The following is a 26,911-nucleotide window of genomic DNA, read 5'->3' on the forward strand; positions in this document are numbered from 1 at the left end:
CTCGACCGGCGTCAGATCGCTTCGCTGGCAGGGCTTGCACCCTGGACGCGGCAATCAGGCACGTGGAAGGGCAAGAGCTTCATCGGCGGCGGCAGAGGCAAGGTGCGCGCGGTGCTGTTCATGGCAGCCCTCGTCGCCAGCCGGCACAACCCGGTCATCAAGGCCTTCCGCGATCGTCTCGTCGCACAAGGCAAGCCGAAGATCGTTGCAACCGTCGCAACCATGCGAAAGCTCCTCACCATCCTCAACGCCATCATAAGGGACAAAAGACCATGGCAAAGCGCTTGACCGGAAAGACAGTCGCTCTCCCCCAGGGGGAGAAGTCGTCGGTGCTTGCTGCCGGCAGCTGAGACAAGTCGCCAAGGTCATCGTCAAGACCACTGTCGGTCGCAAAGCCTTGGAATAAAAGCTTTTCGCAGGATGTGTGAATGTCGTAGGTGCGGGGACCGAGAATGACGCGCGCGATGAAGGCCAAGGCCGGACCTTCGAGTGCCGAGCACTCGAAATAGACCGTCTGAAGACACCGTCGTGTACTCTGATCCCGATTGATCGCGTTTCACTTGAGTCGTCGGGGCGGGGAAGCCTGGTTCCGCCCTTGCAGAACGCCGTTCTGTGGCCGAAGACGGTCCGAAAGCCTCTCGCCTTCCATCAAGGGACGAAAAAGCCTTGCAGTCCGCAGATGCTCAGACCCCGGCGGCCGAGGTCGATCCGCGCCGCTGGATCACGCTCGCCGTGCTCCTCACCGCCGGTTTCATGAACCTCATCGACGTGACCATCGTCAATGTCGCGATCCCCAGCCTCAAGGCCGATTTCGGCGCGACGAGCTCCGAAATCGAATGGGTCGTGGCGGGCTATATCGTCGCCTTCGCCCTGGGGCTTCTGCCACTCGGCCGGCTCGGCGATCTCGTCGGGCGAAAGCGCATGTTCCTCATGGGCGTCGCCGGCTTCACCCTGTGCTCTGCCCTGTGCGGTCTCAGCCCGACGATCGACGTCTTGATCGCCGCCCGTCTGGCGCAAGGCTTCTCCGCCGCGATGATGATGCCGCAGGTACTCGCCCTCGTGCAGGTCACCTTTCCCGACCATGAGCGCGGCTTTGCCTTTTCGCTGTTCGGCGTCACGGCGGGGCTCGCCTCGGTCGCCGGGCCTCTCGCCGGCGGCGCCCTGATCTCGGCCGATCTCTACGACCTCGTCTGGCGGCCGATCTTCCTCGTCAATCTGCCCATCGGCCTCCTCACGATCCTCGCCGGCTGGCGCTTCATCCCGAATGTCTCGCCCAGCCGCCGGGAGCGGATCGATGTCGTCGGCGTGCTTCTCGGCGCGGCGACGGTGTTTGCGATCATCATTCCCCTGGTGGAAGGGCGGGAGGTCGGCTGGCCGCTCTGGTGCTTTGCGATGCTCGCCGCCGCCCTGCCGCTCGCCATTGCCTTCATTGTCTGGGAACGGCACCGCGAGCGGATCGGTGCGACCCAGCTCTTGCCGATGAGCCTCATCCGCAACCGGCATTTCCTGACCGGGCTCGCCATGACATCGAGCCTTTTCGCCGGGATTCCCGGCTTCTTCTTCATCACGGCGGTATTCCTGCAGGTCGGCTTCGGCTATTCGCCCCTCGAATCCGGCGTGGCGACAGTCCCCTTCCCCGTCGGCGTCTTCATCGCGTCCCTGGTCTCCGGCAAATTCGGTTCGCGGGCCGCGAAGGCCCGGCTCGTCGCGGGCCCGCTCATTCTCGCCGCCGGCATGACGATCCTTTATGCCGTCGTCCTCTCGATCGGCGAGACGGTCAGCCAGTGGAGTCTGGTTCTACCGCTCTTTCTGTGCGGTCTCGGCATGGGCATCACCGTCGCCCCGCTCTTCGCCACGATCCTGAGGGCCGTCGAGAACCGGGATGCCGGATCGGGTTCGGGCGCGCTTCAATCCTTCCAGCAGATCGGCGGAGCGCTGGGCGTTGCCGTCAGCGGCGAGATCTTCTTCCGAACGGTCGGGGAGACCGGCGCGGGCGCTGGCATATTCCGTGAAGCCTTCGGGGCATCGATCCTCTTCGAGATCGGCGTGTTTCTGCTTCTCGCCTTTCTGTCGAGCCGGCTTCCTTCCGGTCTCGGCGAGCGGGATGATCGTGCGCATGCAAAAGCGCCACCCGCTCCGCCCGTCGAAAATTGAGAGCAGAAAGACCCGGGGATACCGCAGTAGGCTAAAACTCCGTCTTCAACTCCGCCAAGGCTTCGCGATAGGTCGGATATCGGAAGCTATAGCCCGCCGCCTTCAGCTTGGCGTTGGAGACGCGCTTGTTCTCGCCATAGAAGCTGCGTGCCATGGGCGAGAGTTCGGCTTCGTCGAAGGGCGTTTCGGGGGGCGGCTCGATGCCGACAAGATCGGCCGCATGGGTGACGAGGTCTTGCGGCGGAGCCGGCTCGTCGTCGGTGACGTTGAAGACGCCGCCGAGATTTCGATCGGAGACAAGCGTGAGCGCTCCGGCAATGTCGTCCACATGGATGCGGTTGAAGACTTGGCCCGGCTTGACGAGGCGCTTGGCGGTGCCCTTCGCCAGATTGACGAAGGTGTTGCGGCCAGGGCCATAAATGCCCGAAAGGCGCAGAATGGCGAGCGGCACGCCATGGGTTTTAGCAACGTCGGCCCAGGCCTCTTCGGCAGCGATGCGGGCCTTCGAGCGCTCGGAGACGGGCCGCGTCTCGCTCGTCTCGTCGACCCATGCGCCATCGTGATCGCCATAGACGCCGACGGTCGACAGATAGCCGATCCATTCAAGATCAGGCGTGCCATGGCCGATGCGGTCGCGATACCAGCGCAGCACGGGATCGCCCTCCGGCGCATTCGCCCCGCCCACATGCGCCCCCTCCGGCGCTTTGTGGCCGGGCGGCACCGAGACGAGGAGATGGGTCGCGCGGGCAAGCGCCGCGTCGATCCCGTCGCCGGGCGCCTCGCCATCAAAGACGAAAGGCGTCAGGCCGTGAGCGGCGATGCGGCTCGCCTTGTCCTTGGAACGGACCGTGACGCCGAGAACCGCGTCGAGATCGAGGCTTTCGACATAGCGGGAGGCGGAATAGCCATAGCCGAAGACGAAAAGTTTCATTCCATGCGCTCCGAAGCCGTTTCCCTCATGTCGCTCTTCCATCTTGCCGCAGCCTGCCACTCGTCTCGGACGATGTCGTCCCCCTCCCTATCAAGGGCCGGAGCCGAGCGCTGCAAGGCATCGTGCGGCGAAAGCTGCGCCAGGGCCCAGACGGCCATCGCGCGAACGAGCGGCTGATCGTCGGAAAGCAGCGCTTCGATATGCGGGAGAAACCCTGGATCGCCGGAATTGCCAGCCGCGACGAGACAATTGGAGACGAATTTCGCCCGGCCGATCCGCTTGATCGGCGAGCCCGAGAAGAGCTGGCGGAAGGCCGCATCGTCCAGGGCGAGCAGATCCGTCAGCCTCGGCGCCTTCAGATCCTCGCGCGCCACCAGCTTGGCTTCGCGTGCTTGCTTGGCGAATTTGTTCCAGGGGCAGACGGCGAGACAATCGTCGCAGCCATAGATGCGATTGCCCATGGCCTTTCGCAGAGGGCGCGGAATAACATGTTTGGTTTCGATGGTGAGATAAGAGATGCAGCGCCGGGCATCGAGCTGATAGGGCGCGGGAAAGGCATCCGTCGGGCAGGCGTCGAGACAGGCGCGGCAAGAGCCGCAGCGATCACTCGCCGGCTCGTCGGCTTCGAGCGGCAGGGTCGTGAAGATCGAGCCGAGAAAGAGCCAAGAGCCGAAATCGCGGGACAAGAGATTGGTGTGCTTGCCCTGCCAGCCGAGCCCGGCCATCGCCCCCAGCGGCTTTTCCATCACCGGTGCGGTATCGACGAAAACCTTGACCTCATGGTCGCCCAGGCCCCGGCGGCGGGCCTCGGCGACGAGCCGACCGGCAAGCTCCTTCAGCTTGCCCTTGATGACGTCGTGATAGTCCCGGTGCCGGGCATAGACGGAAATCGCGCCGCGATCGGGCCGATCCAGAATGGCGAGCGGGTCCTCGTCGGGCCCGTAATTCATGGCGAGAACGACGATCGATCGCACCTCGGGCCACAATGCTTTCGCCGAGCGCCGCCGATCGAGCGTCTCCGGCATCCACTCCATGGTGCCATGCCGACCGGCCTCGACAAATTCGGCGAGGCGCTCGCCGGCAAGGCCATCGCCCTCGCCCGGCGCGACGCCAAGGGCCGAAAAGCCCAGGCGGCGCGCGTCCTCGGTGAGAAAGGCCTTGAGGCCGATGGTGGCGGCATCCGTCATCGGCCGGCATATGAGGCCATCGAGCGATCGCCGCAAGCTGGCGGAAGCGATCGCCGAACGATCAGCCCGCCGGCTTGCCGTCCCATTGGGAAAAGGCCTCGATCAATGGCCCGATGTCCTCCGCCTCCGGGAAGACATCGTAGCTGCGATGCACCGGCAGATCGATGAAGCTCAGCTTTTCACCCGTGCAGGTTTCCATGAAGGGTGCCATGTCGCCGGTCTCGTCGAGCATGGTCGAACGAATATTGACGACACTGGCCAGCTGCATAGGCCGGGTGAAGACCCAGCTTAGGCAAGAGGGACAGAAATAATGCTTATTGTCCCCCTTCAGCCCACCGATCACCGGCTCGCCCTTGGTGATGGTGAAACCTTCGGCCGGCACCATCACGGTCAGGGAGAAGGCACTGCCGGACATTCTCTGGCAGCCTCGGCAATGGCAGGCCGCCGTCATCATGGGCGGCCCGGACACGTCAAAGCGCAAGGCGCCGCATCGGCATCCGCCCTCCCGCGGCAGCTTCCAATCGCGTGACATGGCGAAATCCCCTATCGGCCCGTCATGGCGAGCTGGTCGGGATTGTAGCGGGCGCCTGAGACCGCCGACAACCTCTCGCCGATCGCCGCGACTTCGTCCTTGGTGAGCACGATATCGACCGCCGCCGCATTTTCCTCCAGGCGCTCGATCTTTCGCGTTCCGGGGATCGGCACGATGAAGGGCTTCTGATTGAGGATCCAGGCAAGGGCGAGCTGGGCGGGCGTCGCGCCGCGCTCGTCGGCCAGGGCTTTCAGCGTGTCGGCCAGCGCGGCATTGGCGGCGATCGCCTCCTCCTGGAAGCGCGGCAGATTACGGCGGAAATCGCCCTCCGCCAGCTGATCGCGGGACGTGATCGCGCCGGTGAGCTGACCGCGCCCCAACGGCGAATAGGGCACGAGGGTGATGCCGAGTTCTTCGCAAAGCGGAATGATCTCGGCCTCCGGATCGCGGGTCCAGAGGGAATATTCGTTCTGAACCGCCGAGACGGGATGGACCGCATGGGCCCGCCGGATCGTGTCGGCGCCGGCCTCCGACAGGCCGAGGGCGCGAACCTTGCCGGCCTTGATCAGATCGGCCACCGCCCCGACCGTCTCCTCGATCGGCACGGAAGGATCGACCCGGTGCTGGTAGAAGAGATCGATCGTCTCCAGCCCAAGGCGCTGAAGGCTCTCCTCGCAGACCGCCTTCACATGCTCGGGCCGCGAATCGACGCCGTCCATGGCCGCCGCTCCCGAGGCATCCTTGCGGATGCGGAAGCCGAATTTGGTGGCGATCACAGCTTCGTCGCGTCGGTCTTTCAAGGCCTTGCCGACGAGCTTCTCGTTCTCGAAGGGGCCATAGACCTCGGCGGTGTCGAAGAAGGTGACGCCGATATCGAGGGCGCGATGGATGGTGGCGATCGATTGGGCTTCCGGCTGGCCGCCATAGGCATGGCTCATGCCCATGCAGCCAAGGCCGATGGCCGACACGCTGAGATCCTGACCGAGCTTGCGGGTTTTCATGGTCGAACACTCCTTTCGGGTTCGGGATGCAAGATGGCGCAGCGTCCAGGCTTTCGAAAGCCATTGCGCGGGACATGGGCTGTTCGATAGGATTCACCAATGGACCGATCTCTCCTCGCGCCGCTCAGTCTCTTCGCCGTGGTGGCGCGGTTGAAGAGTTTTCGCGCGGCTAGCCGCGAAACCGGGCTTTCGCCCTCTGCCATCAGCCATGCGGTCTCCAATCTAGAAGCCTCGCTCGGCGTGCGTCTCCTGAACAGGACCACACGATCGGTCTCCGAGACGCCGGAGGGCGCCGCGCTCTTGGCGAGCCTGTCGCCCGCGCTGTCCACCATTGCGGAGGCGGTCGACGGTCTTGGCGCGAGCATGGGCGAACCGACGGGGAGCCTGCGCATCTCCTTGCCCCGCTCGGCCTTCGAGATCGTCGTCTTGCCGAGGCTCGCGAGTTTCCGCGAGGCCTTCCCCAGGCTTCATGTGGATTTTTCGCTGGAAGAGGCCTTCGTCGATCTCGTCGCCGATGGTTTCGATGCTGGCATCCGCCTGTCGGAGGCGGTCGAGCAGGACATGATCCGTGTCGCCGTCAGCGGCCCGATGCGGCTTGCGGTGGTCGCCTCGCCCGGCTTTTGCGAGCGTCATGGTCGGCCCAACCATCCCAGTGAGCTCCCCGCTTTCTTAGGGATTCACCGGCGCTTCGCCTCCGGTCAGATCTATCGCTGGGAATTTGCCCGGGGCGAGGAGAGGATCGCCACGCTCCCGCAAGCCACGATTCTCGTCAACGACAGCGCGGCGAGCATTCAGGCCGCGATCGAGGGCGTTGGAATCGCCCTCGCGATCCGGCCGCAAATCGAGACGGCGTTGGCCGAGGGGCGTCTCGTCAGCCTGCTCGATGACTGGTTGCCGCCTTTCGACGGTTTCGCGCTGTTTTATCCGTCCCGTCGGCAGATGCGCCCGGCCTTACGCGCCTTTGTCGACCATTTCCGCCTCTGAGGGTTCCCTCGTCCGATCAGAAATCGAGATCGGCATAATGCTGGACGGGGGGCACGCCGCGTACGCGCTCGGTCAGGAGCGGGCGGAAGGAGGGGCGCGACTTCATCCGGCTGTACCAGTCCTTGGCCGCCGGTTCGTCATCCCATTGAACCTCGCCGAGATAATCGAGAATGGAGATGACGGCGGCCGCGGCGAGATCGGCCTGGGACATACGCGGACCGGCCAGCCAGTCGCGATTTTCGGTCAGCCAGCCGAGATAGCGAAAGTGATGCTTGAAATTCGCTCTCGCCGCCCGGATCGCGGACGCGTCCGGGGCGCCGCCCCCCTCGCCTTTCGGCATGTCGAGCTTGAACACGCGCTCGCGCACCAGATAGCGCGTCACCTCCTGGTCGAGCTTGTCCACGAACCATTCGGTCAGACGGCGCACCTCGGCGCGCTCGGCCGGCTTTTCCGGCATCAGCCGCTTGTCGCGCATGAAGACGCCGCGGGTCTCGTCAAGATATTCGCCGGCAATGATGCCACCGACGATCGCCGGCCCGTCATCCTCGATCATCACCGGAAGGGTCGCCGCCGGGTTCATCGCCAGAAAGGCTCGCCGCCGCTCCCAGGGCCGCTCCTCGATCAGTTCGCAGCGTTCGGCATATTCGCCGAGCAGCAGCCGGACGTAACGCGAGGCGGCAGACATGGGATGATGATACAGCTTGAGCATTCGCCAGGGTCTATTGCCAATGAATCGGGCCCGCGCCACCCAGGCGGGAGGCGCCGGACGGGCTGCACAGTCAGCCCTCTTTTCTGATCGCGCAAAATGATTGCCAAAATGCGCTGCCCCCACCCTCGATCGTAGCGGAAGGTTAATGACTCTCGCGACATAGCAGCAGATGCGCCGCAAACAAGTGGGCGGCGAATCTCCCGCTGACGGCATCGATCACCCGGCCGCCATATCTTCACCGCCTTTCGAGCGAGAAGCGTCGCGGGCCAACCATAGCCGAAAGGATCGCAACGCATGGATCTCGGTTCCGTCCTCGACGCCGTCATCCTCGGGATCACCGAGGGTCTCACCGAATTCATCCCCGTCTCCTCGACCGGCCATATTCTGCTTCTCGGCCAGGTTTTGGGATTTCATTCGGCTGGACGAAGCTTCGAAATCCTGATCCAGCTCGGGGCGATCCTGGCCATTCTCACCGTCTATTTCGGCAAGCTGTGGCACCTCTTCATCACGCTGCCGACGAGCGCGCAGAGCCGGCGCTTCGTGGCGGGGCTCGTCATCGCCTTCCTGCCGGCGGCCGTCATCGGGGTTCTCGCCCACGACTTCATAAAGACGGTGCTGTTCGAAACGCCGCTCGTCATCTGCGTGGCGCTGGTCGTCGGCGGCATCCTGCTTCTCGTCATCGACCGGATGCCGCTGAAGCGCCGCTATGACGACATCATGGACTATCCCCTGTCGCTCTGTCTGAAGATTGGCTTCTTTCAGTGTCTCGCCATGATCCCCGGCACATCGCGCTCGGGCGCGACGGTGGCGGGCGCGCTCTTGATGGGCACGGACAAGCGCTCGGCGGCCGAGTTCTCCTTCTTCCTCGCCCTGCCGACCATGCTCGGCGCCTTCACCTATGATCTTTACAAGAATTTCGACATTCTGACCGCCGACGATCTCGGCATCATCGCCATCGGCTTCGTCTGCGCGTTTGCCGCCGCCCTCTTCGTGGTGCGCACGCTGCTTGATTTCGTCTCGCGCCACGGCTTTGCGCCCTTTGCCTGGTGGCGCATCGCTGTCGGCCTCATCGGCATCGTGGTGATCCTCTTCGTGTCGCCCACGACCCCGGTGGTTCCCGCGACCGCCAACCCGGCCGATGGCTACGGCACGGTCACGGCTCCGAAGGAGAGCCGGCCGGGGAGCGCGACAACAACCGATGCCGCCAAGGCCCCGTCTTCATCGGGCAACGGCACCTCCGACGGCGATGCGATCGGCGACATGATTCGCGGAGACGATCTGCGGCCTAGCGAATGAGCCCGAGAAGGCCTCGCCGCAGAAGCTCGATGGCGAGCACCGTCAAAAGCAGCTTGAGGCCTATGCGAAAGCGCGCTTCCGGCAAGCGCTTGAGAAAAGCGGTGCCGGCAAGCGTTCCCAGAAAGCCGGTGGCGATCATCGCGGCTACGAGCCCGGCATAGGGCCAGAGCACGACACCGGCAGCGAGAAAGGCGATCACCTTCAAGGCATGCTGGCTCGCCGTGACCGCCGCCATGGTCGCGACCACCTGTTCGCGCTGGGAAAAGGCCCGCGAAAACAGCACCGCATTGAGCGGCCCGCTTGCCCCGACGAACATCGACAGAAAGGTCGTCACCGCCCCGGCCAGCGCATAATGCCAGTTCTTCAATCGCTCCAGCGAGGGCAGGCGCACGAAGACGGTCAGGAGAATGAAGCCGCCGAGAAGCGTCTGGAGAAGCGATTCGGGCAGGGAGACGACCATGCGCGCGCCAATAGCCGCTCCGATGAGTCCGCCCAGGATGAAGGGCACGGCCTTTTCCCAAACGACCGCCCGGCGCTGGACGGCGAGCCGGCCGGCATTGGAAGCGAACTGGACGACGCCATGAAGCGGAATGAGCACCGCGACCGGCAAGACCAAGGTCATCAGCCCGAGAAGCGTCACGCCGCCGCCAAGCGCGAAAGCGGCCGTCAGGGCCGAGGTGAAGAAGCTCGCCACGATGAGGATGAGAACGGATGCGGTGGACAGATCAGGGGCCAGCATGGCCGCCAAATCGCTCAAGACCGTGCTCCGATCCGAGGGGCCGCAAGCCTCGTAGCCTTCCCGAAACCCATCCTGTCCCGGCAACGCGCCGACGGACGAAGCCCGTCAGCGAACGCCCGGCCGAGCACGGGAAGGCTCAGACCACGCCTTCCTGATCCTGGGCGTCCAAGCCGCCAGCCTGTGGCTGAGGCTGGGTGAACTGGCCCTGGGGCCGGAAGCGGATCAGATAGGAAGGCAGGATCGCATCGATCGAACGCGGGCGGATGCCGAAAGCATCCAAGGTGCGTCCCTCGCTCTTCGCCGCTTCGGACACGATATTGTCGTTCTGAAGCTGGCGCACCTGATCGGGGGTGATCAGCGCATTGGGCAGGAAGCGCATGAACCGGCCCATGGAGGCGGCCATCGGGAAGGGGATCGAGACGAAGCGGCGCTTTCGATTGATGATGCGCAGCATCTCTTCCATCATCTGACGGAAGGTGAGGACTTCCGGCCCACCGAGTTCGTAGACCTTGCCGCCCTCGACCGATCCCTCAACGGTCGCGGCGATCGCCTCGGCGACATCGACCACATAGACCGGCTGGAACTTCGTCGTGCCGCCGCCGATCAGCGGCAGCGCCGGCGAGAAGCGCGACATATCGGCGAAACGGTTGAAGAACTGGTCTTCCGGCCCGAAGACGATCGAGGGCCGCAGGACATAGGCGTTCGGAACGGCGTCGAAGACCGACTGTTCGCCGGCGGCCTTGGTGCGGGCATATTTCGACGCGGAATTGGCGTCGGCGCCGATGGCGGAGATCTGGGTGACGGGTGCGCCGACCTTGCGCGCAGCGTCCGCGACCGAGCGGGCGCCGAAGGACTGGACCGCATCGAAGGACTGCTTGCCGCTCTCGGACAGGATGCCGACAAGATTGATGACGTGATCGGCATTCTCGACCGCCCGATCCACCGACCAGCGATAGCGCAGATTGGCCTGGATCGGCAGGATTTGGCCGAGCTTGCCGGCGGTCTGGAGGTGATAGGCGAGATCGGGCCGGCGGCAGGCGACGCGAATGCGGTGGCCGCGCCGGGCGAGTGCCCGCGTCACATAGCGGCCGAGAAAGCCTGAGCCTCCGAACACCACCACCGTCTTGCCCGTATCGACAGCCGTCATCTCGATGTCTCCGTCCTGCCAAGCCACCGGGCGACCTCGCCGGGGCCTTGCCTTCTTCGAAGCCGGCTTGGCCGGCTTGAACGAGGCACATGGTTCGTCGTCCCGCCAAGGCGAGACCCGTTCCCCGGCTCATAACCTGTCACCCGCCTCAGGTGAAGGCGCATTCTAGCCGCATTCGCTTCGCCGCCTCGCCCTTTTGGGACGACGAGGCAGTGACAAACGACCTCATCCGGCGGCGAAGCGATCGGTCGCCTCGACAAGGGCGCTCAAGATTGCCGGCTCCGCAAAGGCGTGACCGGCGGCCTCGACGATGCGGTATTCGGCGCGCGGCCAGGCCTGGGCGAGTTGCCAGGAGGTGATCGCCGGCGTCACCACATCGTATCGTCCTTGAATGATCACGCCGGGAATGGCGGCGAGCCGGTCGGCATTGGCGATGAGCTGGCCGTCCTCCAGCCAGAGCTCGTGATAAAAATAATGGTTCTCGATCCGGGCAAAGGCGATGGTGCCGTCCGAGACCGGCCCGCGGCCAACGGGAACGGGCTCGGAGCGGAGCATCACCGTCGCTGACTCCCACTGGGTCCAGGCGCTCGCGGCCGCGGCACGGACGGCACGGTCCTGATGGGTCAACCGCTCGCGATAGGCAGCGATGATGTCGCCCTGCTCGTCGGCCGGCAGCTGGCCGACAAAATTCTCCCAATGGTCCGGAAACAGGCGGTTGGCGCCGGACTGATAGAACCAGTCGAGCTCGGCCCTTCGGCCCGAAAACACCCCGCGCAAGATCATCGCGGTGACGCGTTCGGGATGGGTTTCTGCATAAGCGAGCGCCAAAGTCGCACCCCAGGAGCCACCGAACAGCGCCCAGCGCTCGATGGAGAGGGCCTCCCTCAACCTTTCGAGATCGGCGACCAGATGCCAGGTGGTGTTGGCTTCCAGGCGCCCGAGTGGGGTCGAGCGTCCGCAGCCGCGCTGGTCGAGAAGGATGATGCGATAGCGTGCCGGATCGAAGAGCCGGCGATGTTGCGGCGAGGCGCCGCTTCCGGGCCCCCCATGCAGAAAGAGGATCGGGCGCCCGGCGGGGTTCCCGCATTCCTCGTAATAGAGTTCATGCCCGTCCCCCACATCGAGGCGTCCGACGCGGAACGGATCGATCGGCGGATAGGCTTTGCGCGGATTCGGCATGGTCATGGTTGCGGCAGATAGGGCGGAAGGCTCGCGGCGGCAGCCGGTCTGAAGGAAAAGCGAACGCCTTTCCGATCGTCAAAGCCGTGGTCGTTTCGTGCCCTTATCGATGCGCGGGCCTGTTCGTCGCCCCCTTACGCCTCTAGCTTGAGCCGCAGCGACGCGTTTTCCGGCGATGCGGCCATGGGAAGCGCCCGACATTTGAACAAGACGCAGTACGGGGTCCACTTCATGCCGACCAGCATCAATCCCGCCACCGGCGAGACCATCGAGGACTATGCCGAGCACGGCTCCGACGACATCGAGCGGGCGCTCGCCAATGCCGAGATCGCCTTTCGCGACTGGCGCCGCTCAAAGGCCACGGCCCGCGTGGACCTCCTCAATAAAATTGCCGACACGCTAGAAGCCCGTAAGGACGAGCTCGGCCGCATCGCGACCCTCGAAATGGGCAAGCGCTACAAGGAGGCCGTCGCCGAGGTGGAAAAATGCGCCCTCGGCTGCCGCTTCTATGCCGAACACGGGCCCGAGATGATCGCCGACAAACCAGCGATCGGGGGGCCGGGCTCGGAGAATTTCGTCAGCTATCTGCCGATCGGCCCGGTTCTGGCGGTAATGCCCTGGAACTTTCCCTATTGGCAGGTCTTCCGCTTCATCGCTCCGGCCGTGATGGCCGGCAATGTCGGCCTTCTGAAACACGCCTCCAATGTCAGCCAATGCGCCCTGGAGATCGAGAAGGTGATGCTGGAGGCCGGCGCGCCGCAAGGGCTCTTCCAGACGCTTCTGATCTCCTCCTCCAAAGTCGAGGGCATCTTGAAGGATCGCCGCATTCGCGCCGCGACCCTGACGGGCAGCGAGGGCGCGGGCTCGGCGGTCGCCGCCACCTGCGGCTCCGAGATCAAGCCGACCGTTCTGGAACTCGGCGGCTCGGACGCCTTCATCGTCATGCCTTCCGCCGATCTTCAAAAGGCGATCGATATCGGCGTCACCGCCCGCATGCAGAACAACGGCCAGAGCTGTATTGCGGCCAAGCGCTTCATCGTCCATGAGGACGTCTATGACGCCTATCTGGAAGGCTACAAGGCCAAGCTCGAAGCGATGACGCTCGGCGACCCGATGGACGAGGCCACAGATCTCGGGCCCCTCGCGATGAAATCGGGCGTCGACGATCTCGCCTCCCAGATCGATGCCTCCGTCAAGGCGGGCGCCAGGCTCGTCACCGGCGGCAAGGCCGACGATGGCCCCGGCTTCTTCTATAAGCCTTCGATCATCGCCGAGGTGCCCGAGGCCGCGCCTGCCTATCGCGACGAGCTTTTCGGCCCCTGCGCCATCCTCTTCAAGGTCAAGTCGATCGATGAGGCGATAAGCCTTGCCAATGATTCGGACTTCGGCCTCGGCGGCTCGGTCTTCACCCAGGACAAGGGCGAACAGGAGCGCTTCATCCGCGATCTCGATTCCGGTGGCACCCATATCAACCGTATGACCGCGTCCCATCCGGCGATGCCCTTCGGCGGCGTCAAACGTTCGGGCTATGGCCGTGAACTCGCAGCCGAAGGCCTGCACGCCTTCATGAATATCAAGGCCGTGACGCGCGACTGAGCCCGGCGCTCAAGCGCACCCGACGCGATGAGCTATGCCGGCCGCGCAAGGCGGGGCATCAAATGTCCCGCTTGAACTATCGCTGAAAAAAGGTGCAACATATGCGCCGTGCGTGAAACTGCGGCACCCGGCGGGCGAGGCCTTGGACCAGCCTCGCGGCGGGACATGGCTTTGCTCATCGCCCGAGACCTCGCTGCCCATGTTATACCGCGCGGGCAGCGGGTAGAAGGACGAGACCGGCCTTTGCGTAACGGCATGGCCGCGGGAATGACACGCCATGGGGGACCCGATGAGCGAAAGACGCGATACGATGCCCGACGCCATCGCGGCGGCGGCCGCGAGAGCCGAAACGAACGGCATCCGCAGCCTGTTCGAGGCCGATCCGAACCGATTCGAGACGATGTCGCGGGCGCTGGGCGACATGATCCTCGACGTCTCCAAGACCGCGATCGACGCCGAGGCGCTGAAAGCGCTCTTCGATCTTGCCCGCGAGCGTCAGGTGGAAGCCAAGCGCGACGCGATGTTTGCCGGCGCCCGGATCAACGAGACCGAGAATCGGTCCGTCTTGCATGTGGCCCTGCGCGCAAAGGCTGACGACGGCTTCGCCTCCGATGGCGAGCCGGTCGGCGAGGCCGTCGAGAGCGTCATTGCCGCCATGAGCCAGTTTGCCGAGGCGCTGCGCTCGGGCAAGGCGAAAGGCGCGACCGGCAAGCCGATCACCGATGTGGTCAATATCGGCATTGGCGGCTCCGACCTCGGCCCGGCCATGGCGACGCTCGCCCTTCGGCCCTATCACGACGGCCCTCGCCTCCATTACGTCTCCAACGTGGACGGCGCTCATCTTGCCGATACGCTGGCGGGCCTTGCCCCGGAGACGACGCTCGTCATCGTCGCGTCCAAGACCTTCACCACCATCGAGACCATGACCAATGCGGCGAGCGCCCGCGACTGGCTGGTGGCGACTCTTGGCGAGGAGGCGGTCGGCCAGCACTTCGCCGCGGTCTCGACGGCGCTCGACAAGGTCGCAAAATTCGGCATCGCCAAGGACCGGGTCTTCGGCTTCTGGGACTGGGTCGGCGGACGCTATTCGATCTGGTCGGCGATCGGCCTGCCCTTGATGATCGCGATCGGACCAGAGCGCTTTCGCGCTTTTCTCGCCGGTGCGCGCGAGATGGACGTCCATTTCCGATCCGCCCCGCTCGAAGAGAATCTGCCGGTCATTCTCGGTCTCGTCGGTTGGTGGCACCGGGTGGCGATGGACTGCCCGAGCCGGGCGATCATCCCTTACGATCAACGGCTTGCCCGCTTCCCCGCCTATCTCCAGCAGCTCGACATGGAATCCAACGGCAAGCGCGTCGGTCTCGATGGCCAGCCCGTGCCGATCTCCGGCCCCGTTGTCTGGGGCGAGCCCGGCACCAACGGCCAGCATGCCTTCTTCCAATTGATCCATCAGGGCACCGACGTCATTCCAGTCGAGTTTCTCGTCGGGGCGAAAGCCCATGAGGACGAGGCGATGGCAGTCCACCAGGATCTCCTTCTCGCCAATTGCCTCGCCCAGGGCGAAGCCCTGATGAAGGGCCGAAGCCTGGAGGCGGCGCGCCGCCAGCTCATCGATGCCGGTAAGTCGGAGGCCGAGGCCGAGGCGATCGCGCCGCACCGCGTCTTTGCCGGCGACAGGCCCTCGATCACCATTCTCTATCCCACCCTCGACCCCGCAACGCTCGGGCGCCTCATCGCGCTCTACGAGCATCGCGTCTTCGTCGAGGCCCAGCTCTTCGGGATCAACGCCTTCGACCAATGGGGCGTGGAACTCGGCAAGGAGCTGGCGGGCAATCTCGTGCCGGTCGTCACCGGCCAGACCGATTCAAGCGGCCTCGACGCCTCGACCCGAGGGCTCGTCGCCGCCATTCAGACCATGAGAAGGACCTGAACCGCATGTCCGCTACGACGCCCCTCGACACGTCCAAGCTCGACCCGCGCAAGACCGATCCCGACGCCGTCGCGCGTCAGATCATCGGCAAGCTGACCTATCAGATCGGCAAGCGGCCGGACGAGGCGCGCAAATATGACTGGCTGCGCGCAACGACGCTGGTCGTGCGCGACCATGTCATGGACCGCTGGTTCGCCTCCGGCGATCGCATCGCCGAGAGCGGCGCCAAGGAAGTCTGCTATCTGTCGATGGAGTTCCTGATCGGTCGCCTCCTGCGCGATGCGATCAACAATCTCGGCCTCAGCAAGCCCGTCACCGAGGCCCTGGCGCGCTACGGCGTCCAGCTCGACATGGTCGAGCTTCTGGAGCCCGATGCCGCCCTCGGCAATGGCGGCCTCGGACGCCTCGCCGCCTGTTTCATGGAATCCATGGCCTCGACCGGCGTGCCGGGCTATGGCTACGGCATCCGCTATGTCCACGGCTTCTTCCGCCAGGAAATCTCCGAGGGCGCCCAGGTCGAATTGCCCGAAAGCTGGCTCGTCCATGGCAATCCCTGGGAGTTCGAGCGGCGCGACGCGACCTATGAGATCGGCTTCGGCGGTCATGTGACCACCGTCCATGAGAGCGGCAAGCCGGCCCGCCAGGTCTGGCGCCCGGCCGAGCGCGTTCTGGCCGTGGCCTATGATACGCCGATGGTCGGCTGGCGCGGCGCCCAGGTGAACACGCTGCGCCTGTGGAGCGCTCAGGCCGTCGATCCGATCCTTCTCGACGCCTTCAACGAGGGCGATCACATCGGCGCCCTGGTCGAATCGAACAAGGCCGAATCGATCACCCGCGTCCTCTATCCGGCCGATTCCCATCAGGCCGGCCAGGAATTGCGCCTGCGCCAAGAGTATTTCTTCTCCTCCGCCTCGCTGCAGGACATCATCAAGCGCCATATCGCCCGCCATGGCGACCTGAAGACCTTGCATGAGAAGGTCGCGATCCAGCTGAACGACACCCATCCGGCGGTTTCCGTCGCCGAATTGATGCGGCTTCTCGTCGACATTCACGGCATTGCCTGGGCGGAGGCCTGGCAGATCACCTCCAAGACCTTCGGCTACACCAATCACACGCTTCTGCCCGAAGCCTTGGAGCATTGGCCGATCCATCTCTTCGAGCGCCTTCTGCCGCGCCAGATGCAGATCATCTACACGATCAATGCCGAGATCATCCGCCACGCGGCCCAGGAAAAGGGCTTCAACGACGCCCAGATCGCGGCGATCTCGCTCATCGACGAGGGCAATGGCCGGCGCGTGCGCATGGGCCAGCTCGCCTTTGTTGGCTCCCATGCGGTGAACGGCGTCTCGGCGCTCCATACCGAGCTGATGAAGGAGACGGTGTTCCACAATCTCCACGAGCTTTATCCGGACCGAATTCAGAACAAGACCAATGGCGTCACGCCGCGCCGCTGGCTGATGGAGTGCAACCCGGAGCTGACGGGCCTCGTCACCGAGGCGATCGGCCCGGCCTTTCTGGACGACATCGAGAAGATCAGCGAAATCGATCCGCTGGCGGACGATGCGGCCTTCGTGGAGAAGTTCGCCGCGGTCAAGCGCAAGAAGAAGGAGGCGCTCGCCGCCCTCATCTCCGAGCGCCTCGCCATCCAGGTCGATCCGAATGCGATCTTCGACATTCAGGTCAAGCGCATCCATGAGTATAAGCGCCAGCTCCTCAACATCATCGAGGCCGTGGCGCTCTATGATCAGATCCGCTCCCACCCGGAGAAGAACTGGGCGCCGAGGGTGAAGATCTTCGCCGGCAAGGCGGCGCCGAGTTACGCCCAGGCGCGCGAGATCATCAACCTCGCCAACGATGTCGCGCGGCTGGTCAATTCCGACCCGGTCGTTCGCGATCTCCTGAAGGTCGTCTTCATCCCGAATTACAACGTCTCGGCAGCCGAGATCATCATGCCGGCGGCCGATCTGTCCGAGCAGATCTCAACGGCGGGCCTCGAGGCGTCGGGCACCGGCAATATGAAATTCGCCCTGAACGGCGCTCTGACCATCGGCACGCTGGACGGCGCCAATGTGGAGATGAAGGACCATATCGGCGACGAGAACATCTTCATCTTCGGCCTCACCGCCCCGGAGGTCGCCCAGCGCCGGCGCGAGGCCCATTCGGGCCGCTCGATCATTGAGGCAAATCCCATCCTGCGCGAGGCGCTGCACGCGATCTCGTCCGGACTCTTCTGCCCGGAAGCGCCGAGCCGCTATCACGGCCTCATCTCCAATCTCTACAACAATGACTGGTGGATGATCTGCGCCGACTTCGAGGCCTATTGGAACAAGCAGCGCGAGCTCGACCAGCTCTTCGCCAAGCCGCGTGAGTGGCATTCCAAGGCCGTCCACAACACGGCCCGCATGGCCTGGTTCTCCTCGGATCGCTCGATCCGCGAATATGCCAAGGACATCTGGCAGGCCGGCCCCGGCGCGGTCGCTTAAAGGTCGTTCGAAAAGGCCGAACGCGGCGCCCATCGCCGCGTTCGGCCGGACCGATTAAGGTCGCGTCCCTCAACGCATCCCCGACCTGTTTCGTCGTCGGCTCTTCAAAACGCTCCCGACGGACATTGCGCGCTCCGGTCGCCCTGTGCGCCGGAAAATTTCGCCCTTCGCGCCTTGGCGCTATGGCGTCACCGGGCTTTTGCTCTACCATCGACCTTGCGACGGCTAAGGGCCGGTTCGCGAATCTCCCACATCAAGGGAGTGACGGACCGGCGCTGAAGACCGCTTGCAACTTGGGAGGAAGCCTATGCCAGACCAGAGGCGGATCGCACCGCTCGCCCGCGACACCATGGCCTATGTCCTTGCGGGCGGCCGCGGCAGTCGGCTGAAGGAAATGACGGACAACCGCGCCAAGCCGGCCGTCTATTTCGGCGGAAAGACGCGGATCATCGATTTCGCCCTGTCGAATGCCATCAATTCCGGTATCCGCCGCATCGGCGTGGCGACCCAGTACAAGGCCCACAGCCTGATCCGCCATCTGCAGAATGGCTGGAACTTCCTGCGCCCAGGGCGCAATGAGAGCTTCGATATCCTGCCGGCCTCCCAGCGCGTGTCGGAAGACCAGTGGTATTCGGGCACGGCGGATGCGGTCTATCAGAATATCGACATCATCGAGGATCACGCGCCGCGCTATATCGTGATCCTGGCGGGCGACCACATCTACAAGATGGACTATGAGATCATGCTTCAGAGCCATGTGGACTCTGGGGCCGATGTCACGGTCGGCTGCCTGGAAGTCCCGCGCATGGAAGCGGTCGGCTTCGGCGTCATGCATGTGGACGAGAGCTATAAGATCACCGATTTCGTCGAGAAGCCGAAGGACCCGCCGGCCATTCCCGGACGTCCCGACACGGCGCTCGCCTCCATGGGCATCTATGTCTTCGAGACGCGCTTCCTGATGGATCAGCTGCGCCGGGACGCCGCCGATCCGACCTCATCGCGCGACTTTGGCAAGGACATCATTCCCCATATCGTCAAGCATGGCAGCGCCTATGCCCATCGCTTCAACAAGTCGGTGGTCCGTTCGGCCTACGAACCCGACACGGAAGCCTATTGGCGGGATGTGGGAACGATCGAAGCCTATTGGCAGGCCAACATCGACCTGACCGACGTGGTCCCGCCCCTCGACATCTATGATCGCGACTGGCCGATCTGGACCTATGCGGAGATCGTGCCGCCGGCCAAATTCGTCCATGACGAGGACGGGCGACGCGGCATGGCAATCTCCTCGCTGGTCTCGGGCGACTGCATCATTTCCGGCGGCAGCCTCAATCGCTCGCTCCTCTTCACGGGGGTACGCCAGCACTCCTATTCGGTGCTCGATCACGCGGTCGTGCTTCCGGGTTGCCAGATCGGCCGCAATGCCCGTATCACCAAAGCGGTCATCGACCGTGGCGTTCAGATCCCGGATGGGCTCGTCATCGGCGAGGATCCCGAACTCGACGCGACGCGTTTCCGGCGGACCGAGAACGGCATATGCCTGGTGACGAAAGCGATGATCGATCGGCTGAACTACTGAGCCCGGCCGAGCGATCGATGATGAGGGGATCTGAGCCTTCGATGAGCCTTCGCGTCCTGTCCGTCGCCTCGGAGGTCTTTCCCTTCATCAAGACCGGGGGGCTCGCCGATGTGGCGGGCGCCCTGCCGATCGCGCTTAAAAGCGCCGGGATCGAGACGCGCACGCTTCTGCCGGCCTATCCGAGCGTCAAAGCCAAGGTTGGCGAAGGCGAGGTCGTCTGCCGCTTTTCCGATCTCTTGAGCGCCGAGGCGGTGATCCGCGCGGTCTCTGCCGAGGGTCTCGATCTCCTGCTCCTCGACGCGCCGACGCTCTTCGACCGGGAGGGTGGGCCTTATATCACCCCCGGCGGCTACGACCATCCCGACAATTGGAAGCGCTTCGCGGCCCTTTCGCTCGCCGGCGCGCGCATCGCACAAGGCGCGATCGAGGGCTATGAACCGGACATTCTCCACGCCCATGACTGGCAGGGCGCGCTCGCCCCGGCCTATCTCGCCATGGCGGGCGAAAGACGGGCCAAGACGGTCCTGACCATCCATAATCTCGCCTTTCAGGGCAATTATCCCAAAGCGATCTTCCCCGAGCTCGGCTTTCCGAAAGAGGCCTGGTCGATCGAGGGTCTCGAATATTACGGCAATGTGGGCTTCCTGAAAGCCGGCATTCACGCCGCCGACCGCGTCACCACGGTCAGCCCGACCTATGCGCGCGAAATCCTGACACCGTCGGGCGGCATGGGGCTCGACGGGCTGCTCCGGGGGCGAGGCGATGCCGTGAAGGGCATCGTCAACGGCATCGATATCGAGGCCTGGAACCCAGCGCGCGATGCGCTGATCGAGGCGCCCTTTTCCCTCGACGATCTCGACGAGAGACAGAAGAACCGGGCGGCGCTGGCAGCCGAATTCGAGCTCGAGGCCGAAGCCGGCCCGATCCTCGCCATCGTCAGCCGTCTGACCTGGCAGAAGGGGCTCGACGTCGTCGCCGAGGTCGCCGACGCCATCGTCGAACGCGGGGCGCGTCTCGTCATTGTCGGAACCGGTGAGCCGATGATCGAGGGCGCCTTCGAGGCCCTGCGCGTCCGCCATCCCGGCAAGGTCGGCGTGCGCGTCACCTATGACGAGGCCTTGTCGCACCGGGTCCAGGCGGGCGCCGACGCGATCCTCATCCCCTCGCGCTTCGAGCCTTGCGGGCTGACCCAGCTTTACGGGCTGCGCTATGGCTGCATTCCTGTCGTCAGCCGGGTGGGCGGGCTCGCCGACACGGTGATCGACGCCAATCACGCCGCCCTTCAGAAGGGCGCGGCCACTGGGCTCGTCTTCGACCGGCCGGAGCCGGACGCCATTCTCGCAAGCATCGACCGGTTGATCGAACTCTTCGCCAAGCCGGCCGAATGGGCCTCCCTACAAAAGGCCGCGATGACCAGCGACGTCTCCTGGACGACGAGCGCCGCGCTTTATGCCAATCTCTATAAAGACCTGACGAAAGACCCGACGCCATGATCGAGACGATCGCGACCAAACCCTATCAGGATCAGAAGCCGGGCACGTCGGGCCTGCGCAAGAAGGTGCCGCATTTCCAGCAGCCGAATTATGCGCAGAACTTCATCCAGTCGATCTTCGACGTGGTGGCCAAGCAGGAGCTGGAAACGCTGGTCATCGGCGGCGATGGCCGCTTTTACAACCGCGAAGTGATCCTGACCGCGATCCGCATGGCCGCCGCCAATGGCTATGGCCGGGTGATCGTCGGCCGGAACGGCATCCTGTCGACGCCGGCCGCCTCCAACCTCATCCGCCAGCGCGGCGCGGCCGGCGGCATCATCCTGTCGGCGAGCCACAATCCCGGCGGCCCGGATGGCGATTTCGGCATCAAATACAATATTTCCAATGGTGGCCCAGCCCCCGAAAGCATCACCTCGGCGATCTTCGAGAAGACCAAGTCGATATCCGCCTATCGCATCTTCTCGGCGCCTGCGCCGCGCATCGACGAATTGGGCGAGAAGCATCTCGGCGACATGGTGGTCGAGGTGGTCGACCCAGTCGCGGCCTATGCCGAATTGATGGAAAGCCTCTTCGACTTCGACAAGATCCGCGCGCTGATCGCCTCCGGCTTCACCATGCGCTTCGACGCGATGCATGCGGTGACGGGCCCTTACGCGAGCGAGATCTTCGTCAACCGACTCGGCGCGGAAAAGGGAAGCGTCGTCAATGCCGAGCCGTTGGAGGATTTCGGCGGCGGCCATCCCGATCCCAACGCCGTTCATGCGGCGACCCTCATCAACCATCTGATGGCGCCGAACGGCCCGGCCTTCGGTGCCGCTTCCGATGGCGACGGCGACCGCAACCTCATCATCGGCAAGGGTGTCGTCGTCTCGCCCTCCGATTCGCTCGCCGTGCTCGCCGCCAACGCGCATCTCGCGCCCGGCTATGCCCGCGGCATCGCCGGCATCGCACGCTCCATGCCCACCAGCCAGGCGGCCGATCGCGTCGCCCAGAAGCGCGGGATCGGCATGTATGAGACGCCGACCGGCTGGAAGTTCTTCGGCAATCTACTCGATGCCGGAAAGGTCACGATCTGCGGCGAGGAATCGGCCGGCACGGGGTCGGATCATGTGCGCGAGAAGGACGGGCTCTGGGCGGTCCTTCTCTGGCTGAACATCCTGGCCGAGCGGCGTGAAAGCGTGGCCGACATCTTGAAGAGCCATTGGGCGGAATTCGGCCGCAACTATTATCAGCGCCACGATTTCGAGGAGGTGGACAAGGACGCCGCCGAAGGCCTGATGGAATCCTTGCGCGACCGTCTCGCCTCCATGGCCGGCCAGCGCTTCGGCTCGCTCGTCGTCTCGGAGGCCGATGATTTCTCCTATAAGGACCCGGTCGACGGCTCGGTCGCCACCGGCCAGGGCGTGCGGATCGTCTTTTCGGGCGGCGGGCGAATCGTCTTCCGCCTCTCCGGCACTGGCACGGCGGGCGCCACCTTGCGCGTCTATATCGAGCGCTTCGAGCCCGATCCCGCCAAGCATGATCTCGTTCCCGAAGAGGCCCTCGCCGAGCTTATCGAGACGGCCGATGTCATCGGCGAGATCAAGAAGCGCACCGGCCGGACCGCGCCGGATGTCGTCACCTGACCGAGCGGAGTGCCGGCATGGGTTGCTTCTTAAACGAAGGATAGCCTGACGGCCTCCTGCGCGGGTACTCTCTCACGTCATGACGGCTCGAATCACATCCGAACGCGGTTGCCCCGAGCGCCTCGGCGCGACACTTGACGAAGACGGGGTTCATTTCGCCGTCTTTTCCGCCCATGCCGAGACGATCGAGCTCTGCCTCTTCGATGCGGCCGGCACGCTCGAAACGGATCGGCTGGCCCTGCCCGGCCGCGCGGGCGACATTCATTTCGGCTTTGTGCCCGGCCTTCGCGCGGGTGTGCGCTATGGGCTGCGGGCCCATGGGTCCTACGACCGCAAGGCCGGACACCGTTTCGACCCCTCGAAGCTTCTCGTCGATCCTTATGCGGTGCGGCTCGATCGGCCCTTTCTCTTCCATCCGGCCTTGATGGCGCCGCCGGAGCGGCGCCTCGATACCGGCCCGCTCATGCCGCGCGCGCTCGTCACCGATCTTTCGCGCGAGGCCGCCCCCCTCCCCTTCTCGGGGCCGGGCCTCACTTACGAGGTTCTCGTTCGCGGCCTGTCCCAGCGCCATCCGGACGTGCCGGAGACGATTCGGGGCACGGTGTCGGCGCTCTCCCATCCTGCGATCCTCGATCACCTCGCCAGGATCGGCGTCGAGACGGTCGAACTGATGCCGATCGCGGCGGCCATCGACGAAGCCCATCTCGCCCGCCTGCACCTCACCAATGCCTGGGGCTACAATCCGATCACCCATATGGCGCCCGATCCGCGCCTGGTGCCGGGCGGCTTTGCCGAATTGCGCCGCGTCGTCGACGCGCTTCACGAGCGCGGCATCCGCGTTTTGCTTGATGTCGTCCTCAACCACTCCGGCGAGGGCGACGAGGCGGGACCGACGCTGTGTTATCGCGGCCTCGACAACCAGACCTATTATGCCCATTCCCATGACGAGCCCGACCGTCTCGTCAACGACACCGGTTGCGGCAACACCTTCGCGGCTTGGCGCGAGCCGGTCGTCCGCCTGTTCATCGATACGCTCAAGACCTGGGTCGAAGCGGCCGGCATCGACGGGTTTCGCTACGACCTGGCGCCGGTTCTCGGACGATTGCCGGGCGGTTTCAAGCCGGATGCCCCTTTCCTCCAGGCCGTAGCCAACGACCCGGTGCTGGCCTCCCGCATTCATGTGGCCGAAAGCTGGGATATCGGCCCTGGCGGCTATCAGGTCGGGCAGTTCCCAAAACCTTGGTTCGAATGGCAGGACCGCTTTCGCGATGATGTGCGGCGCTTCTGGAAGGGCGAGGATGGCGCCGTGCCCGCCCTCGCGACCCGTCTCGCCGGCTCGGCCGACATGTTCGACAAGAATGGACGCAGACCCTCGGCGAGCGTCAATTTCGTCGCCGCCCATGACGGGTTCACCCTGGCCGATCTGACGATCTATGCCGACAAGCACAATGAAGCGAATGGCGAGGACAATCGCGACGGCCATAACGAGAATTTCTCCTGGAACAACGGCGTCGAAGGCGACACCGACGACAAGGGCGTGATCGAGGCGCGCGGGCGCGACATCCGCGCGCTTCTGGCAACGCTCTTCGTGGCGCGCGGCACGCCGATGCTGGTCGCCGGCGACGAGTTCGGCCGCAGCCAAGAGGGCAACAACAACGCCTATTGCCAGGAGAACGAGACGACCTGGCTCGACTGGGCGAAGGCCGAGAAAGCGTTGATCGACTTCGTCGCCAAGCTCTCAGATTTGAGGCGTAGCCATCCAGCGCTTTGCGCCGACGCCTTCTTGCGGGGCGATACGCTCAACGGCAAGGGCCTCAAAGACGTCGAATGGTTGAACGAAGCCGGCCGCGCCATGGATGTGAGTGAGTGGGCCGATCCGAAGCGGCGCCTACTGGGGCTGAGCCTTTTCGCGCTGAAAGACGACCATGCGGCTCCTGCGTCAAAAGATGGCGCGCGGGCGATCGTCTATCTCAATGCCGGGCGAGAGGATGCGACGGTCGCGCTCCCTGCCCCGCGTCCCGGCCACGGATTTCGGCTCGTCATTCAATCGGACTGTCCAAACCTCGAGCCACGCGCGCTGGAGGCCGCGAGCGGGCTCGTCGTCAAGGCCCGCTCGGTCTTCATCCTCGTCGAGGAACGGCTCTGACGCTCAAAGCCGTCGCGGCATCCCGACTTCGAGCACCCTTGTCGGCGGAAGGGAGAATTTGTCGGCGCCGCGCCATGCGAGCCGCGCCAGGATGGTATAGAGGGCGAGGAGGAGACCGCGTGGGCTCGCTGAGATGCGCGGCGCGATCGGCCGTTCCAGATTGACGATATAGGTGACGTCGTCGGCATCGATGCCGAGCTTTGCGAAGGTCTCGCCGAGAAGCGCCGGCAAATTGACGGTCTGCATATAGCCGACCCTGAGATCGATGCGCGAAATGCCTTCGGACATCTGCGTGATCGAGAGGCGAGTCTCGGGTTTGACCCTCGGCGTCGAGGCCGTCCAGACGGTAACGAGCAGCGAAGTTCGGAATTTCAGGCCGGCGAGATCCAGAAGCTGGGCGCAGGCGCGCGGCGCATAGGAGCCGGGCCGCATCAGGAAGACCGCCGGCCGCTCGCAGGTCGGGCTCTTGGCCCCAAGGCGGCGCAGAAGCTCAGTGCTGTTCGCCGTCCCGCTCGATTGAAGCTCCGACATGCGTTCCTGCCCTGTGCGCCAGGCAATGGCGATCAGCATGACCAGAGCGGAGAGGCCGATCGGCAAGGCGCCGCCGCTCAAGATCTTGTCGGCATTGGCGAGGACGAAGACGGCATCGAGCAGGAGCAGGCCCGTAGCGAGCGCGTAGAGGCGCAGAACCCGGCTTCGCGCGCGCCTGGCATGCTTCAAACGGTAGGTGACATAGAGGATCGTGGTGGTGACCATCGCCCCGGCGACCGCGATTCCATAGGCATCGGCCAGCGCATCGGACGAGCCATAGAGCCAGACGACGGCGATGGTGGCGATGCCGACCATCAGATTGACAGCCGGTAGATAAAGCTCGTGCGGATTGTCCGGCGATTGATGGAGAATCCGGGTGGGCGGAAGAAGGCCGAGGCGCACCGCCTGACTGCCGAGGCTCGCAAGCCCCGTCAGCACCGCCTGGGAGGCGATGACCGTGGCGGCGGTCGCAAGGGCGACGACGACGGGCAGAAGCCAGCCGGGAAAAAGCGCATAGAACGAACCGTCGAGAGAACCGCCGGAGGCAAGGATCAGCGCGCCTTGACCGAAGTAGTTGATGAGCAGGGCCGGAAGAGCGACGAGAAGCCAGGCGCGGGCGATCGCTCGGCGCCCGAACTGGCCGAGATCGGCATAGAGGGCCTCGCCGCCTGTGACCGCCAGAAACACCGCGCCGAGAACGGCGCTGGCAACGAAGGGCCGCTCGAACATGAGCGTCAGCCCGTGATGGGGTAAAAGTGCTGCGAGAACGCCCGGATGATCGAGGATTGCGGGAAGGCCAGCCAAGGCGAGAAGCGCGAACCAGGCCAGCATCACCGGGCCGAAGACGGCGCCGATGCGGCCAACGCCAAAGCGCTGGGCGACGAACAGGGTAGCCAGGATCACCGTCGCGATCGGCACGGTCGCGCCTTTGAGCTCCGGATCGATGTCGGCGACGCCTTCGACCGCGCTCAGCACCGAGATGGCCGGCGTGATCACCGCATCGCCGAAGAGAAGAGCGGCGCCGGCCATGGCGACAAAAGCGAGCAGCCTCTTCGATCGCGTGCCACTGCGCCGGTGGAGCTCCAAGAGCGCGGCAAGCGCCAGAATGCCACCCTCGCCGCCATTGTCGACCCTGAGGATCAAAGCGACATATTTGACGCTGACGACGAGGATGAGAGACCAGAAGACGAGGGAGAGCACCCCGAAAACGCTCGCAGCATCGCTGCCGCCCGCGGCCCCGAGCGCGACCCGGAAGGCATAGAGAGGGCTCGTACCGATATCGCCGAACACGACGCCGAGGGCGGCGATGACGAGGGCGGGGCGAACCGAGAGCGAAGGGGACGGCGTTTTGGCGGCAGAAGACATGGGCGTTCCGGGCGGCAGGCGCTACACCCACGTCGGCGATCGAATCGCCAAGCGGGATTGCGCCCGTCTTATACGAAATCCGTTTCGCAAGTTGGATACTCGACGCGACCGATACGTTTCGGGTCAGCAAAGGTGAATCTCTTCCATGCCCAAAGGGTGATGGATGCGGCTGCAGCCCGATCGCCGGATGAGGCTCAATAGCCCTTTCACATCGCGCTTTGGGACACGCGGCATACGAAATCCGACTGATCGCTTCGCGATACGGATTTTTAAGCCGCTCACGCGCCGCGCGGGTTTTCGCATG

19 protein-coding genes and 1 pseudogene are annotated in these 26,911 nt (G+C 64.6%); 11 read left to right on the forward strand and 9 right to left on the reverse strand.

Annotated features, from left to right (window positions below; translation table 11 throughout):
• Both B9A15_RS11835 and B9A15_RS11840 read left to right on the forward strand, forming a co-directional pair.
• Positions 1-288 (forward strand): transposase (locus B9A15_RS11835; protein ID WP_139798356.1); only part of this gene is annotated, 288 nt, incomplete at its 5' end.
• 378 nt (positions 289-666) lie between these two features.
• Positions 667-2,154, forward strand: a complete 1,488-nt coding sequence (locus B9A15_RS11840) for an MFS transporter (RefSeq protein ID WP_244556920.1) — start codon at positions 667-669, stop codon at positions 2,152-2,154.
• 31 nt (positions 2,155-2,185) lie between these two features.
• On the opposite strand, the gene B9A15_RS11845 is transcribed toward B9A15_RS11840, so the two are convergent.
• The 4 genes from B9A15_RS11845 to B9A15_RS11860 all read right to left on the reverse strand — a co-directional run bounded on the left by B9A15_RS11845 (position 2,186) and on the right by B9A15_RS11860 (position 5,805).
• Positions 2,186-3,085 (reverse strand): SDR family NAD(P)-dependent oxidoreductase, encoded by a 900-nt coding sequence (locus B9A15_RS11845; RefSeq protein ID WP_084410301.1) that lies wholly within the window; start codon positions 3,083-3,085, stop codon positions 2,186-2,188.
• On the reverse strand, positions 3,082-4,272 hold the full coding sequence (queG, locus tag B9A15_RS11850; protein ID WP_084410302.1) for a tRNA epoxyqueuosine(34) reductase QueG: 1,191 nt from the start codon (positions 4,270-4,272) through the stop codon (positions 3,082-3,084). The genes B9A15_RS11845 and queG overlap by 4 nt, the downstream gene beginning before the upstream one ends.
• A 61-nt stretch (positions 4,273-4,333) precedes the next feature.
• Positions 4,334-4,804 (reverse strand): GFA family protein, encoded by a 471-nt coding sequence (locus B9A15_RS11855; protein WP_084410303.1) that lies wholly within the window; start codon positions 4,802-4,804, stop codon positions 4,334-4,336.
• An 11-nt stretch (positions 4,805-4,815) separates the two neighbouring features.
• Entirely contained in the window at positions 4,816-5,805 is a 990-nt protein-coding gene (locus B9A15_RS11860) for an aldo/keto reductase (protein WP_084410304.1), read from the reverse strand.
• A 99-nt stretch (positions 5,806-5,904) separates the two neighbouring features.
• Between B9A15_RS11860 and B9A15_RS11865 the strand changes: the two genes are divergently transcribed.
• Positions 5,905-6,789 carry a LysR family transcriptional regulator gene (locus B9A15_RS11865; protein ID WP_084410305.1) on the forward strand — a complete coding sequence of 295 codons (885 nt, stop codon included), beginning with the start codon at positions 5,905-5,907 and terminating at the stop codon, positions 6,787-6,789.
• 16 nt (positions 6,790-6,805) lie between these two features.
• On the opposite strand, the gene B9A15_RS11870 is transcribed toward B9A15_RS11865, so the two are convergent.
• A complete protein-coding gene (locus B9A15_RS11870) occupies positions 6,806-7,498 on the reverse strand; it encodes a glutathione S-transferase family protein (protein ID WP_084410306.1) in 693 nt (230 codons plus the stop codon).
• A 294-nt stretch (positions 7,499-7,792) separates the two neighbouring features.
• Between B9A15_RS11870 and B9A15_RS11875 the strand changes: the two are divergent.
• A pseudogene (locus tag B9A15_RS11875) lies at positions 7,793-8,593 on the forward strand (undecaprenyl-diphosphate phosphatase); the annotation flags it as partial.
• A 190-nt stretch (positions 8,594-8,783) separates the two neighbouring features.
• Here B9A15_RS11875 and B9A15_RS11880 read toward each other — a convergent pair.
• From B9A15_RS11880 to pip, 3 genes are all read right to left on the reverse strand, one after another.
• On the reverse strand, positions 8,784-9,551 hold the full coding sequence (locus tag B9A15_RS11880) for a sulfite exporter TauE/SafE family protein (RefSeq protein ID WP_244556922.1): 768 nt from the start codon (positions 9,549-9,551) through the stop codon (positions 8,784-8,786).
• 118 nt (positions 9,552-9,669) lie between these two features.
• Positions 9,670-10,680 carry a complex I NDUFA9 subunit family protein gene (locus B9A15_RS11885; protein WP_084410421.1) on the reverse strand — a complete coding sequence of 337 codons (1,011 nt, stop codon included), beginning with the start codon at positions 10,678-10,680 and terminating at the stop codon, positions 9,670-9,672.
• Positions 10,681-10,905: 225 nt separating this feature from the next.
• A complete protein-coding gene (gene pip / locus B9A15_RS11890; RefSeq protein ID WP_425292957.1) occupies positions 10,906-11,859 on the reverse strand; it encodes a prolyl aminopeptidase in 954 nt (317 codons plus the stop codon).
• A 201-nt stretch (positions 11,860-12,060) separates the two neighbouring features.
• On the opposite strand from pip, the gene B9A15_RS11895 reads away from it, so the two are divergent.
• The 7 genes from B9A15_RS11895 to glgX all read left to right on the forward strand — a co-directional run bounded on the left by B9A15_RS11895 (position 12,061) and on the right by glgX (position 24,711).
• Positions 12,061-13,455: an NAD-dependent succinate-semialdehyde dehydrogenase gene (locus tag B9A15_RS11895; RefSeq protein WP_244556923.1), complete on the forward strand. Its 1,395-nt coding sequence runs from the start codon at positions 12,061-12,063 to the stop codon at positions 13,453-13,455.
• Positions 13,456-13,765: 310 nt separating this feature from the next.
• Positions 13,766-15,385 (forward strand): glucose-6-phosphate isomerase, encoded by a 1,620-nt coding sequence (gene pgi / locus B9A15_RS11900; RefSeq protein ID WP_244556932.1) that lies wholly within the window; start codon positions 13,766-13,768, stop codon positions 15,383-15,385.
• Positions 15,386-15,390: 5 nt separating this feature from the next.
• The gene (locus B9A15_RS11905; protein WP_084410310.1) at positions 15,391-17,868 is read left to right on the forward strand and encodes a glycogen/starch/alpha-glucan phosphorylase; all 2,478 of its coding nucleotides are present in this window, start codon (positions 15,391-15,393) and stop codon (positions 17,866-17,868) included.
• Positions 17,869-18,175: 307 nt separating this feature from the next.
• The gene (glgC, locus tag B9A15_RS11910) at positions 18,176-19,447 is read left to right on the forward strand and encodes a glucose-1-phosphate adenylyltransferase (protein ID WP_084410311.1); all 1,272 of its coding nucleotides are present in this window, start codon (positions 18,176-18,178) and stop codon (positions 19,445-19,447) included.
• A 41-nt stretch (positions 19,448-19,488) separates the two neighbouring features.
• On the forward strand, positions 19,489-20,940 hold the full coding sequence (gene glgA, locus B9A15_RS11915) for a glycogen synthase GlgA (RefSeq protein ID WP_084410312.1): 1,452 nt from the start codon (positions 19,489-19,491) through the stop codon (positions 20,938-20,940).
• The gene (locus tag B9A15_RS11920) at positions 20,937-22,565 is read left to right on the forward strand and encodes an alpha-D-glucose phosphate-specific phosphoglucomutase (RefSeq protein WP_084410313.1); all 1,629 of its coding nucleotides are present in this window, start codon (positions 20,937-20,939) and stop codon (positions 22,563-22,565) included. The genes glgA and B9A15_RS11920 overlap by 4 nt, the downstream gene beginning before the upstream one ends.
• Before the next feature lie 79 nt (positions 22,566-22,644).
• Positions 22,645-24,711 (forward strand): glycogen debranching protein GlgX, encoded by a 2,067-nt coding sequence (gene glgX / locus B9A15_RS11925; protein ID WP_084410314.1) that lies wholly within the window; start codon positions 22,645-22,647, stop codon positions 24,709-24,711.
• Between the two features lie 3 nt (positions 24,712-24,714).
• Here glgX and B9A15_RS11930 read toward each other — a convergent pair whose 3' ends face one another.
• The gene (locus B9A15_RS11930) at positions 24,715-26,607 is read right to left on the reverse strand and encodes a KUP/HAK/KT family potassium transporter (RefSeq protein ID WP_084410315.1); all 1,893 of its coding nucleotides are present in this window, start codon (positions 26,605-26,607) and stop codon (positions 24,715-24,717) included.
• Positions 26,608-26,911: the final 304 nt, after the last annotated feature.

The organism is Fulvimarina manganoxydans (assembly GCF_900176465.1).
GTDB classification, from domain to species: Bacteria; Pseudomonadota; Alphaproteobacteria; order Rhizobiales; family Rhizobiaceae; genus Fulvimarina; species Fulvimarina manganoxydans.